Source organism: Neorhizobium sp. DAR64862/K0K3 (genome assembly GCF_050500185.1).
Classification (GTDB): Bacteria; Pseudomonadota; Alphaproteobacteria; order Rhizobiales; family Rhizobiaceae; genus Neorhizobium; species Neorhizobium soli.
In genome coordinates, this window is the sequence record NZ_CP191450.1 from 909151 (window position 1) to 922021 (window position 12871).

The following is a 12871-nucleotide window of genomic DNA, read 5'->3' on the forward strand; positions in this document are numbered from 1 at the left end:
CCCTCCCCGTTTCCGGTCACTTCTGACCACGGAGGAAGGGAACGCCGATCTCGCTCGGGCCTGCCTTACTTTTGCCGACCAGTACCCAAGCGAGGAGCGCCAGCACGAAGGGCGACATCAACAGCAGCGGCGGCGAGATGGAAAGCCCTATCGCCTGCCCCTGATATTGCAGCGCATCGGCCGCCCCGAACAGGATCGAGGCGAGCATCACCCAGATCGGATGCCAGCGGCCGAAGATGACGACAGCAACGGCGAGATAACCGCGCCCGCCGGTAATGTTGTCGACGAACACGCCGCCGGAGGAGACCAGCGTCAGATAGGCGCCGGCAATGCCCGTCATGGTGCCGGTGACGAGCATCGCCGAAAAGCGGATCTTCGTCACGGAAATTCCGGCGGCGTCTGCGGCGGACGCGCCCTCTCCCACAGCACGGAAAATCAAGCCGAGGCGGGTATAGCGGAAGAAGATCCAGAACAGGATGGCGACGATGACGGCACCATAGAGGATCGGGCTCTGCGAGAAGACGGCGCGGCCGACGATCGGCAGTTCGGAGAGATAGGGAACGCGATAGTTGGAAACACTACGCAGCGACGGCGCCTGAAACGCCGGCGACAGCGCCATGTCGCGCAGCAGAGAGGTGGCGCCGAGCGCCAGAATGTTGAAGCCGATGCCAACGACGATCTGATCGGCCCGAAGCGATGCAACGGCAAAGGCCAGCACGCCGGCGGCCAGCACGCCCCAGAGTGCGCCGAACGCGACGGCGGCATAGGGCATGCCCGTCAGTTGCAGGCCGAAAACGGCGCCAAAGGTGCCGAACAGCATGATGCCTTCGAGCCCGATATTCAGCACACCCGTCCGTTCGGAGACCAACTCGCCGAGCGAAGCAAGCAGGATCGGTGCGCCGAGACGGATCGCGGCAGCCAGAAGCAGGCTGATCGTTATCGGGTCGAAGACCATAGCGGCCGTCCTTTCAGGAACCTGTATCCGTGGATGCATGCCAGGAGGATGATCGGCAGGCCGGTCATGATCAGCGCCAGTGCCGCGGGAATGCTGAGCGTGCTCTGCAGCGCGACGGTGCCGCTGCTGATCGCGCCGAAATAGATGGCGACGATCACCGCGCCGAGCGGTTCAAGGCTGCCGAGCAGCGCGATCGCTAGCCCGTCAAAACCGAGCGAGGAGGAAAAACCGTCGATCAGGCGATATTGGACACCGAGCACCTCGACTGCACCGGCTATGCCCGCAACACCGCCCGAGATCAGCATCGAGCTGATGATCAGACGCGACAATGGCATGCCCTGCAGGCGAGCGGTCTTCGGGCTAAGGCCGGCGGCGCGCAAGCGGATGCCGAATGTGCTGTGATAGAGCAGCGCCCAAAGAGCCACGGCGACGACAAGGGCAAGCAGCACGCCGGCATGCAGCCGCGTTCCATCGACCAGCACCGGCAGGATTGCGCCATCGGCGATCTTCGCCGACATGTTGAAATCCGACCCTTCCGGCTGCAGCGGCCCCTGCACCAGATATTTGACCAGATAGAAGCCGATGAAGTTCATCATCAGCGTGACGATGATCTCGTTGGCACCACGCCACAACTTTAAAAGAACTGGGATCACGCCCCAGAAGGCACCGAACAATGCACCGCTGACGATCGAGATCGGCACAAGCAGGATCCCGAGTTGCGGTGGCAGCAGGGTCGCCGGCAGGACCGCGCCGATCGCGCCGAGCTGCAACTGACCCTCGGCACCGAGATTGTAGAAGCCGCAGCGGATGGCGATCAGGGCGGCCAGTGCCGCCAGCAGCCGCGGCGTCATGAACACCAGCGTATCGCCGATCGCCATTTTCGAGCCGAAAGCACCTTTGACCATGACGCCCAAAGCCTCGACCGGTTCGACGCCAAGGCTGGCCAGGATGAAGAGGCCGATGACGAGACTGACGGCAAATGACATCAGCACCAGAAAGGCATTCGACCCGGTAAGACGCATCATGATGTCGCTCATGCGGCGCGCGGCTATGGTGGTCGAATTGTCGGATTGTCCCTGGCTGATCGGCGTCACGCGTGGACACTCCCCTGTTTGCCGCCGCCGGTCATCAGATCACCGATGACCTCGCGTGGCGTTTCGCTCGTCACCTCACCGACAGTCTGCCCCGCATAAAGGACGACGATACGGTCGCTGACGCGCAGGATTTCATCGAGATTGCTAGAAATAATCAGCACCGCCTTGCCGCCATTGGCCGCTTCGCGCAGCCGCTTCAGCACCTCTTCGCTGGCTGCGACGTCGAGCCCGCGGGTCGGCTGGTAGACGATGACGGTCGGCGCATCCTCGTTCAGCGCCCGCGCCAGAACGATCTTCTGCTGGTTGCCGCCAGACAGCGTTCGCGGCGTGACAGAGACCGAACGCGCCCTGACATCGGAAGCGGCGCGCATCTCTTCCGCCTTTTTGGTGATTTCGCCATGCATCAGCCGGCCGTGGCGGGAATAGGGTTGCTCGCCGATCTTGTTGAGCAGGAGATTGGCAGAAACCGGCAGATCCAGAACGAGCCCTTCGTGGTGTCTGTCTTCCGGCACAAGGCCGGCAATGGCGCGTCCGTCCAGATGACGGTTTTTCGCTTCGACAGTTCCGCTTTCGGGCTGGCGCAGGCCGGCCAGAAGCTCGAACAGCTCCCGCTGACCATTGCCTTCGACACCGGCAACGCCGACCACCTCGCCGGCATGCAGCGTCAGCGAGGCTTTGTTCAGGCCGGACGACGACTGGGTCGGCGCCACGCTCACCCCTTTCAGGGCGATCTCGACCGCGCCACTTCCGGCATGGTCGGATTTGAGCGGCGTATCGAGATCGACGGACTTGCCAACCATTTCGCGGACGAAATCGGCGCGATTGCGGCCTGCGACGGGTCCCGAGCTGATCAGCTTGCCACGGCGGATGACGGAGGCGTGCTGAGCATGGGCAAGCACTTCCTCAAGGTGATGGGTGACGACGACGACGGCGCGGCCATCATCGGCGATCTGCCCCAGGACACGGTAGAAGGCCTCAATCTCCGACGGATTGAGAATGGTCGTCGGTTCATCGAACAGGATGAGCTCGGCCTGGTTGATCAACGCTTTCAGGATCTCGACGCGCTGCTGCAGCGACAGCGGCAGGTCGCCGACGATGGCCTTGGGATCGACCGACAGGCCGTAATCTTTCGCGATTCTCTCGATATCGGCATTGCGCGCCAGGCGCTTGCGGGCCGAAGCCGAGGCCGCGAGCCTCAGATTCTCGGCAACGGTAAAACTCGGTACCAGCTTAAAATGCTGGTGGACCATGCCGATGCGATTGGCGATCGCATCGGCAGGCGATGTGTGGATGACCTGACGGCCCTCCAGAAGAATGCCGCCCGTATCCGGCTGATGCATGCCGAAGAGGATGTTGAGCAATGTGCTCTTTCCAGCTCCGTTCTCGCCGAGGATTGCATGGATCTCGCCGCGCCGGAAGGCGAGCGAAACGTCCTCGAGGACCAGGTGGCCGGGCACGAAACTCTTTGAGACACCGGTCAGTTCGACATACGGGCGGTTCTGCATGGGACCTCTTACTTCTCGACGTCGATCTCGCCCTTGGCGATCTTCGCCATCGTGGCAAATACTTCCGTCTCGACCTTGGCGTCGACATGCTTGAACGGCTTCTGCAGCGTCCAGCCGTCGTTCGACAGATCCATCGTGTGGACCTTGCCGTCCAGCTTGCCTTCGGTCATCAGCTGGCCCATCTCGTCATAGGCCTTGTTGAAATTGAGCACGGTGCTGGTGATGACCGCATTCGGATAGGCGGGGCTTTGGTCCATATAGGCGCCGATCGTATGGGCTTCCTCTTCGTCAGCCGCCTGCTGGGTGCCGACATCGGCAAGGTCGGCGGAGGGCAGAAGCACGTCGGCGCCACGGGCGATCACGCCGGTTGCGATTTCCTTCGCCTTGGCGACATCCGAGAACGAGCCGGTATAAACCGTATCGACCTGGATATCGGGAACCAGTGATTTCGCCCCCTTGATGGTGAACTCCTGCGCCCGCTTGGCCGATGGAATTTCCTCACCCGAGATGATGGCAATATGCTTGTTCTTGCTTGATGCCGCAGCAACGGCGCCCGTGACATAACCATACTGATCCCAGTCGACCGACCAAGCCGTGTAGTTCTTCAGGCCGCCGGTGGAGGACGCATAGCTGTAGAGAACGAACTGGGTATCCGGAAATTCCTTGGCAACCTCCTGGATCGCCGCCGAATAGCCCGAGCTGTGGCAGATGATCATCTTAACGCCGCGCGAGGCAAGCTGGCGCAGAATGGCCGGCGCCTTCTCATAGGTGGCGTTTTCGATATAGGTCGGCTTGAAACTGTATTTCTTGGCCATCTTGTCGAAGGCCGCATAACCCGGCACATCCCAGTTTCCCTGGGTGACGGAGCCGGTGAACAGGGCCGCGACTTCCAACGGATCGGCAGCGTAAGCGGCATGCGGCGTGGCCAGCGGGCCGGCCGAAAGAATGGCCGTACCCATGGCAAGAGCCAGGATATGGCGTCTGGTTGTCGAGAGAATCATGCGCAGGGTTCCCCTTATTGGTGTTGGCGAATGATACGGATATGGCCTTGTCAGAGATCCGTCGGGTCGGCCGAGACCATGACGACGACGTCGATTTCCAACATGAGGCGCGGATCGGCGAGACCCGCGACATGGATAAAGGTGCTGGCGGGAAGTTCCACGCCGTCGAAGAATTTTAACCTTCCCCGATGGATGGCGGGCGCAAACCCGGGATCGGTCACATAGGTCACCGTCTTGACGATATCGTCCGGCGTCGCCTTGAGGGCCGCCAGAAGGTGGCCGATATTGGCGTAGGTCCGGGCAACCTGGGCATCGATATCACCAGCCCCAACCACCTCGCCATTCTCGTCCCAGGATACTTGGCCGGTCGCATGGACCGGCACGCCCGGACGGATCTTGACGTGGTTGTAATAGCTCTGCTGTTTCAGGCCCTTCGGATTGATAACGGTCATGTCACCCACCCGTGCTGATGTGTGTAGGAGGTCGTCGATACGCCACGCTCTTTCAGCCCGGCGACCACGTCGACACCGATGGTCTTCAGGTCGTCGATGAAGTCGGGCACGATGACGGTGATGCCGTCGAGCTTTGCATTGATGACGATATCGGCAAGCCGGTCGGCGATCGTGTCGGCCGAGCCGACAATGGCTGCCGGCGACATCGAGTTGCGCGACTGTCCCTGGGCGATGAAGCGGTTCGCCATGGTGTTCTGCTTCAGGCTAGGATCGGAGGAATATTCCCGCGTCTGGCTGTCGAGAGCTTCGACATCGACACCGGAATTGTAATAGTCGACCCGTTCTTGCGCTTCCTTATCTGTCGCGCCTGGAACGATGGTGAACAGGCCGTAGGTCTTGAAATCGTTCCGCCCGACCTCGGCTGCAAGCTCCTTGGCCCGCAGGCCCGTCTTGACGAAATCATCCCGGTTGCTGCCAAGCAGGAAGCTGCCGGTGCAGTTCTTGATGGTGAAGCGGAAGCCGCTATCGGATGCGCCGGCGCAGATGATCGGCGGCTGCTTCCCGGGCTTCGGGTTCGACATGCAGTCGGTAAGCTTGTAGAACGTGCCTTCGTGATCGACGCGGTCTTCGCTCCAAAGTCGTTTGGCGACGGTGATCCATTCTTCGGCCAGCTCGTAGCGACCGCCATGGTCGAGTTCGCGCCACAGGCCCATCTGGCCCTGGTCGGCGGGATTGGAGCCTGCCACGAGATTGAGGCCGAAGCGCCCGTTGGAAATCTGGTCGAGAACCGCCACCATCTTGGCCACGACGGCGGGATGGAAAATCATCGTGTGGATCGTGCCCCAGACGCCAATACGGCTGGTCGCTTCGGCAAGACCGGACATCGTCGTCAGCGATTCCAGCGTGATGTCCCAGTGCTGGCTGGGGCCGCCGTAACCGCGCCACTTGGCCATGCTGAGGGCAAAATCGAAACCGAGATCTTCCGCCAGAAGCGTGACCTGCTTGTTGTATTCATAGGTGGCCGGCAGCTGAGGGCTCGTCGTGGAGGTGATCCAGCCGCCGTTTCCCACCGGCAGAAATACGCCAAGTTCGACGGAAGTCTGTTCGGAAGTCATGAGGTCTGCCTTTCAATTCTGCGGGCCCGGCCCGTCTTCATGGTGGGTACGCTAACAGCAATTTTTTGAGAGACGTAATCGAATGTGATCCATGTCATGTTGCCACTTTGGCAACACGGCTTGCTTGCTACCGCAGGTGGCTGGATGACTCCGTTGCTGTCTTGAAGGCCTTGACGAGGCGCTTCAGGAACTCGTTCGCGGCATAGGACAATTGCCGGTCGCGATGGATGCAGACCGCCGATGTCGCCTCGGCAAAATCGGGGGAATCGATCGGGATGGCGCGCAACCGTCCGTCGCGCAACTCCTTGCGCGCCGCCATGACCGGCGCGATCGCCAGCGTGCGACCGGTGATCGCCAGGTTCTTAGTGAGTTCCAGATTGTTGGTGGAGACGACGATGTCCGGCGCGAAGCGATTGCGGGCAATCGCCTGGTCGAACAATTGCCTGAGACCGAAGCTCGTCACTGGAAGGGCGATCTGCTGGCTGCAGATCTCGGCGAGCGATAATTTTTCGCGATTTGCGAAGTCATGATGGGGCGAGACGAGACACATGACGGGCTCGGAATATTGCGCCATGATCTCGATGCCCGGTCCGCCCTTGGGGTTGTAGACAATGCCGATATCGGCCTCGTCACGGGTCAGTGCCTCGGCGATGCGGTCGGACGATTCCGAATAGACGGAGAACTTGATCGCCGGGAACTGATCGTTGAAATCGGCAATCGTGCGGGGGAGGAAATCCATGATCAAGCCTTCGATCACCCAGATCTTCACCTCCCCTAACCGAAGCCCCTTCAGGCTGCGTATACTTTCCTGCACCCGCTCCATGTCGCGGAACATGTGACGGGTGAACCGTTCGAGAACGACGCCCGCCGGCGTCAGCTGGATGCCGGTATTCGTCCGTTCCAGAAGCATCGTGCCTAAGGATTGCTCAAGGATGGCAATCTGGCGACTGATCGCCGACGGCGCCACATGCAGCCTGTCAGCCGCCCTCCGGATCGAGCGCGTCTCGGCGACTTCGTTGAAATACTTGTAGGTGTTGAGATTCACGTGGCATTCCTCCGGCTTCAGGCAGCGGAATAAACGCAAGCTTCGTGCCAGGGCGATCTTTTCGGCGTTCTAAAACAGGCAACAGGCCGAGAACCACATTGAACTACGGCAGGCCACACTGGAGTTGCTATGCCTCGTCACTGTCACATTGACCCTGGGCGACAAAAGTCGGCCGGAAGCGTGATGCGGCGAGCAATATAGAATTCGAGGCGGCCCGACTTCGCCTCAGTTTCCCTTGAGGGACCAGGAGAGACAATGCCTTTCGCGACAATCGGCAGCGACGAATGCTATTACGAGATTACCGGGCAAGGGCCGCCGCTCCTGCTCGTCACCGGTCTTGCCGGTGTCGCATCCTATTGGGATGTCAATGTCGAAGCCTTGTCGCGGCATTGTACCGTCATTCGCTACGATCATCGTGGTACCGGCCGCAGCACGCGCTCTGAACAGGCCTATAGCGTCGAGCTGCTCACGGATGACCTGATCGGCCTGATGGACGCACTCGGTATCGAGAAGGCAAGCCTGCTCGGTCACTCGACCGGCGGCGCGATTGGCCAGGTTTTTGGCGCCCGTTACCCTGAGCGGCTTGACAGGATGGTGCTCTATGCGTCCTGGGCAACCCTCTGCCCGCAGATGATGCTCTGCTTTGACCTGCGCCGCCTGGTTCTGCAAGGCCATGGCAAAGAGGGTTATCACCGCGCTTCGCCCATCTTTCTCTATCCGCCCCGCTTCGTCTCGGACGAATGGCCGAAACTGGAAAAGGACATGGCCGCGGCGATTGCCGGATCGACGACCGAGACCATCCTCGACGCCCGCATCGAGGCCGTCATCAGCTTCAACGGTCTGAGTTATCTACCGAAAATTTCCGCGCCGACCCTCGTATTGGTGGCGAAGGACGATATACTGACCCCACCGCTCTGCTCGGAAGAACTTGCCCGCAACATCCCTGGTGCAACCCTTCAGGTTCTCTCCTATGGCGGTCACGCTGTCTCGGTTTGCGAACCGGAAACCTTCAACCAGGCAGTGCTGTCATTCCTGCTCAGCGGCCACGCCCTGCCTGTCAGCTCCACGAAAGTAGCATCATGACCGATCAGATTGCACGGACACCGCTCGGCGAGCAGGAACTCGCCCTGCTGTTTACAGAGGCGCGCACGCAAAACGGCTGGCTCGACGGCGCGATTTCCGACGACACGCTCGGGGCGCTCTACGACCTCCTCAAATTCGGACCGACCTCGGCGAACTGCTCGCCGGCACGCTTCGTATTCGTCCGCAGCCGGGAAGCCAAGGAAAAGCTGAAACCTGCCCTCTCGTCGGGCAATATTGCCAAAACGATGTCGGCACCGATGACAGTAATAACGGCTTATGACACCAGTTTCTATGACAAGCTGCCGGACCTTTTCCCGCATGGTGATGCAAAATCCTGGTTTACCAGCAGCCCGCAACTTGCCGAAGAAACCGCCTTCCGCAACGGTACGCTGCAGGCAGGTTATCTCATCCTGGCGGCACGTGCGCTCGGCTTCGATGCGGGTCCGCTGTCCGGCTTCGACCGGGTGAAAGTGGATGCCGAATTCCTCGACGGCACGACGTGGAAGTCAAACTTCCTGATCAATCTCGGCCAGGGTGATCCATCCAAACTGTTCGAGCGTCTGCCGCGCCTCGATTTTGTCGATGCCTGTAAAATTGTATGAGACCAGGAGCCGGGAGATGACGATGCCAGCCGCACAACAGTCCTTGTCGGAGCAAACCGATGCGACCTTGAAGACAGGTTTCCGTAACGCGATGTCGCGCCTCGGTGCCGCAGTCAACATCGTTACGACCGACGGACCGGGCGGTCGCACCGGTTTTGCCGCAACGGCCGTCTGCAGTGTCAGCGATACACCGCCAAGCCTCGTCATATGCATCAACCGGAATTCGTCGGCCTATCGACCGGTGATCGACAACGGCGTGTTATGCGTGAACGTCACCGCCGATACACACCAGCCCATCTGTCAGAGATTCGGTGGAAAGACGCCTGCGGGAGAACGTTTCGCGCTCGGCACCTGGACCCACATGGAGACTGGCGCCCCTGTGCTCGACGACGCCCTTGAAGCATTCGATTGCCGAATTGCCGAAATTCATTCGAGCGGAAGCCACGATCTTCTCATCTGTGAGGTGATTGCCTTCAAGGCCAGAAGCGAAGGCCGGGGACTCGTCTACTTTGACCGTGCCTACCATACAATCTGACATCAATACGCCGGCCCGCAGAACTTAAAGTTTTGGGCCGGTGGTCCAACTTCTAGTTCCGGTTACCATCACCTATTATTGTCGCATATTTAAGAAGCGTGCAGCAACAACGAGTTTCTGCATAACGATCAACCAGTGTTCAGAGTTCCTAGGGGGTGTGGACGGATTGCCGCAGGCTTAGTTTCTGCGATTCCCGAATCAGCTTTTCAATGATTCATGAGTTGCCGGTTTCATAGGAGATCGGCGATGCTGAAGCAGATGACAGAAACGGACTGGGCGGTCGCGCTTGATGTTTTCCGCGCCTCGCTCCCGCGGCGGGGCGACAAGGGTCGAGATGACCGGCTGTTTCTGGAGGCCCTGCATTATTTCTCCGTTATCAATATCACCTGGCGCGGCCTGCCGGAGCGCTATGGACATTGGAATAGTGTCTGGAAGCGCTTTTCCCGATTGAGCAAGTCAGGCGTATTTGAAATTTTCTTCGAGCACCTTGCCAGTCTGAGCACGTCGGCCGATCTGGTTCAGATGTTCGATAGCACCGTAGTGCGCGCGCATGTTTCGGCAGCAGGCGCAAAAGGGGGCAATATGGCCAAGCGCTTGGCCGCTCGCGAGGAGGCTTCTCGACCAAAATCCACCTGAAGACCGATTTCGACGGACATCCCATCGCCTTCGATCTGACCGGCGGCGAGAAAGGCGACGCACCGCACTTTCCAATCCTGCTCGGCCTTGGCCCTGATGTCGACCCCCGCGCCGCCATGGGCGACAAGGGCTATGACAGCAAGGCTAATAGGCAGGCCGCGAGAAGGCGGGGTGCGGTTCCCGTCATCCCTTATCGTTCAACGGCAAAATCAAAGCCGACCTTCCTCCCAAAAGCGCTCTACAAAGGTCGTGCCCGCATCGAGCAGGCAGTCGGAAAACTCAAACGCTTCAAGCGCGTCGCGCTACGATGCGAGAAGACCAAGCAAAACTTCGCATCCATCGTCGCAATCGCCGCAGGCTTCATTTTAATCAAATCCGTCCACACTGCCTAAGAGCTTCGGAATCTGCTAAAATAACGAAAGTTACGCATGAAGTTTCGCATTGCCCGCCGTCTGATGCTCCGATACGGCCGGCTCGCTCAGCAGCGGACAGTCATTGCGTAACAGCAAGGCCCCTGTTCTTCGAAATGGTTCCGAGTTCATCGAGAATACCTTCCCCACGCTGTGTGGCGAGAACTTTAACCCCTCGGTTGTAATATCAGTTTGCTCAGAAAGCCATGAGAGTCCGTCAAGGGCGACGAATGGCCTACTGTACTTGGGAGGATGCATGAAGGAGCTGTTCGCTCGGGCAAATCAGGTTGGCGTTGCTTCATTTCGTGATGTCCACGTCATTCTGGACGCCTTGCCGGTGGCCTTATCGTGGGCCACCCTGCCTGGTGGTGAGATCAGGTATGTAAACCGCACCTTTACGCGGCTTTTCGGTTACGACGAGAAACACTTCTCGACTGTCGATCAATGGATATCCGAAGTCTATGGAACCCAGCTTGAGCAGGAGACGGCCCGGGAACGCTGGGCGGCACTGTGGCATGGCAGACAGTCCGGGGTCAGGGAAATCGAGCCCCTTGAACTAGAGGTACGCTGCGCTGACGGCTCCTTTCGCACAACGCAGCATAGGGGCATGCTTCTCTGGGACATCGGGATCGGAGTCGCGACCTTTGAGGATATTTCTCCGCGAAAGGCGGCAGAAGACGCCATGCGGCGGATAGCCTTAGAGGACCCTTTGACGGAGCTTGCCAATCGCCGCGCTCTTCAAGGCAGGTGGCAAATCGAGATTTCCTCAGGGTGTAGGAGCGGGCCGTTGGCAATGGCGGTCCTGATGATCGACCTTGACGGTTTTAAATCCGTCAACGATCAACTCGGGCACGAGGAAGGCGACCAGGTCCTCAAGATGGTCGCAGCGAGGCTGCGATCCTGTGTACGCGAATCCGACCTTGTAGGCCGCATCGGCGGCGATGAGTTCTTGGTGCTGCTCTTCCGTCTCGGGAACGTTAGCGAGGCGGAAGATATCTGTCGGCGGATCCACGCTCAACTGGCTGCTCCCTTCGACCACGAAGGCTCGGTCATCAGAATTGGTGCGAGTGTAGGATTGAGCCTTTACCCTCAGGACGGCCAGAACCTGCAGGCGCTCATGCAACATGCTGATCAGGCCTTGTACCGCAGGAAAAGATCAGGTGCTGGCGGGTGGGAATGGTTTTCCACGCCCCCGGCGTGAGCTTCGCTCAATGGAGGGTGCCGTTGATCACCATCTTAGACAGGAACGTCTTCATCAGCTCCGGATCGAAGTGACCTTTCGAGCGCAGCATTGTGTCGATGGCTTCCGCTTGGGACCACGCACGCTTATAAGGCCGCACGGTCGTCAGCGCATCGTAAACGTCGCAGAGAGCAGCGATGCGAGCGACCTGGGGTATGTGAGATCCGGCCTTTCTGAAGGGATAGCCTGAACCGTCGAATTTCTCGTGATGATAAAGACAGATGTCGAGAACCGCCTTTGGCATGCCGTCAATCTGTTTCACCAGTTCATATCCCAGCTCCGGATGGGTCTGGATAACGGCGATATCCTCGGCGGTGAGTTTCCCCGGTTTGCGTAGTAACTCTGTTGGCAGCAGCATTTTTCCAAGATCATGCACCAGGCCACCTAGGCCGAGCAGTCGTATCCCCTGCACATCCAATCCCAGCGCTCGGCCGAAGGTAATCATGAGCGCGCTGACAGACAAGGAGTGTAAGAAGGTTCCTTCGTCCTTCTCCTTGAGCTTTGCAACAGCGATCATTGCGCTGGCATTCGTCAGTGGCTCGGACATGATCCGATCCACCGCCCTTCTCGCCGCATCGAATTCAAAGATACCGCTTCCATGCGCCGCGGCCAGAACACCGCGCACATAGGGTTTTGTCTCCTGGATCGCCTTGCGGGCCAGAGTAAGATGCTCGGCGCTGTAGTTCATCTTGAGTGCCGCGTCGAATTCGACCGGATCGAACGTGCCCCCTCCAGAAGAGGCCCCATTGACGTCGAGACCTTTGCGAGTGTCGATCACGACGCTGATGGCATGACTGTTTATCATGCGATCGATGTCAGCAGGGGACGCAATCGGTCCGATGAAGTGAGAGGGCAAGGGTTCTGTTCCTTCAAGCTCCTCCACATACATGCCTAAACGCACCTGGTGCAGGCGGATCCTCTTCCTCATTCTTCGGTTCCTGTGTTTGAGGGGAGAATTGAGGGGCACTATGACGCAAATACATTACCAAGATGCTATGTATGATACCGGCGATTTTTAGGGATTTAATTGTTTCTAAATCATAAATCTCTTAAGTTCGGCTTCTGACGGTGTAATCGAAGGTGCCATGACGGCAGGCCTTATCTGTCATGTTCGTCTAACCCGAGCGCGTCGCACCACGATGCCTCGCTGATAGTAGGCTGAGGCGGGTAACAAAACGTCGCCTCGAAATCGACTATT

Annotated in this window: 13 protein-coding genes and 1 pseudogene; 6 read left to right on the top strand and 8 right to left on the bottom strand. The window is 59.1% G+C overall.

The features are described 5' to 3' along the window. Positions 1–16: 16 nt before the first annotated feature. The 7 genes from ACQY1L_RS21005 to ACQY1L_RS21035 all read right to left on the bottom strand — a co-directional run bounded on the left by ACQY1L_RS21005 (position 17) and on the right by ACQY1L_RS21035 (position 7167). The gene (locus tag ACQY1L_RS21005; RefSeq protein WP_430244205.1) at positions 17–955 is read right to left on the bottom strand and encodes an ABC transporter permease; all 939 of its coding nucleotides are present in this window, start codon (positions 953–955) and stop codon (positions 17–19) included. Beyond that, complete coding sequence (locus ACQY1L_RS21010; RefSeq protein ID WP_430244207.1) at positions 937–2049, bottom strand: ABC transporter permease; 1113 nt, start codon at positions 2047–2049, stop codon at positions 937–939. The genes ACQY1L_RS21005 and ACQY1L_RS21010 overlap by 19 nt, the downstream gene beginning before the upstream one ends. After that, complete coding sequence (locus ACQY1L_RS21015) at positions 2046–3554, bottom strand: ABC transporter ATP-binding protein (protein WP_430244209.1); 1509 nt, start codon at positions 3552–3554, stop codon at positions 2046–2048. The genes ACQY1L_RS21010 and ACQY1L_RS21015 overlap by 4 nt, the downstream gene beginning before the upstream one ends. An 8-nt stretch (positions 3555–3562) precedes the next feature. After that, positions 3563–4555 (bottom strand): BMP family protein, encoded by a 993-nt coding sequence (locus ACQY1L_RS21020; protein WP_430244210.1) that lies wholly within the window; start codon positions 4553–4555, stop codon positions 3563–3565. Between the two features lie 50 nt (positions 4556–4605). Then, complete coding sequence (locus tag ACQY1L_RS21025) at positions 4606–5007, bottom strand: RidA family protein (RefSeq protein WP_430244212.1); 402 nt, start codon at positions 5005–5007, stop codon at positions 4606–4608. Beyond that, entirely contained in the window at positions 5004–6122 is a 1119-nt protein-coding gene (locus ACQY1L_RS21030) for an LLM class flavin-dependent oxidoreductase (protein WP_430244214.1), read from the bottom strand. The genes ACQY1L_RS21025 and ACQY1L_RS21030 overlap by 4 nt, the downstream gene beginning before the upstream one ends. Positions 6123–6249: 127 nt before the next feature. Next, a complete protein-coding gene (locus ACQY1L_RS21035; protein ID WP_430244216.1) occupies positions 6250–7167 on the bottom strand; it encodes a LysR family transcriptional regulator in 918 nt (305 codons plus the stop codon). A 255-nt stretch (positions 7168–7422) separates the two neighbouring features. Between ACQY1L_RS21035 and ACQY1L_RS21040 the strand changes: the two genes are divergently transcribed. The 6 genes and pseudogenes from ACQY1L_RS21040 to ACQY1L_RS21065 all read left to right on the top strand — a co-directional run bounded on the left by ACQY1L_RS21040 (position 7423) and on the right by ACQY1L_RS21065 (position 11634). After that, on the top strand, positions 7423–8250 hold the full coding sequence (locus ACQY1L_RS21040) for an alpha/beta fold hydrolase (protein ID WP_430244218.1): 828 nt from the start codon (positions 7423–7425) through the stop codon (positions 8248–8250). Continuing rightward, entirely contained in the window at positions 8247–8852 is a 606-nt protein-coding gene (locus ACQY1L_RS21045) for a malonic semialdehyde reductase (protein WP_430262043.1), read from the top strand. The genes ACQY1L_RS21040 and ACQY1L_RS21045 overlap by 4 nt, the downstream gene beginning before the upstream one ends. 22 nt (positions 8853–8874) lie before the next feature. Continuing rightward, the gene (locus tag ACQY1L_RS21050) at positions 8875–9387 is read left to right on the top strand and encodes a flavin reductase (RefSeq protein WP_430246010.1); all 513 of its coding nucleotides are present in this window, start codon (positions 8875–8877) and stop codon (positions 9385–9387) included. A gap of 258 nt (positions 9388–9645) precedes the next feature. Continuing rightward, positions 9646–10023: a transposase gene (locus ACQY1L_RS21055; protein WP_430246012.1), complete on the top strand. Its 378-nt coding sequence runs from the start codon at positions 9646–9648 to the stop codon at positions 10021–10023. Further along, positions 10005–10415, top strand: a pseudogene (locus ACQY1L_RS21060) (transposase); the annotation flags it as partial. The gene ACQY1L_RS21055 and the pseudogene ACQY1L_RS21060, both read left to right, overlap by 19 nt. A gap of 274 nt (positions 10416–10689) precedes the next feature. After that, positions 10690–11634: a diguanylate cyclase domain-containing protein gene (locus ACQY1L_RS21065; protein ID WP_430244222.1), complete on the top strand. Its 945-nt coding sequence runs from the start codon at positions 10690–10692 to the stop codon at positions 11632–11634. A gap of 7 nt (positions 11635–11641) precedes the next feature. On the opposite strand, the gene ACQY1L_RS21070 is transcribed toward ACQY1L_RS21065, so the two are convergent. Further along, positions 11642–12601: an HD-GYP domain-containing protein gene (locus tag ACQY1L_RS21070; RefSeq protein ID WP_430244224.1), complete on the bottom strand. Its 960-nt coding sequence runs from the start codon at positions 12599–12601 to the stop codon at positions 11642–11644. Positions 12602–12871: the final 270 nt, after the last annotated feature.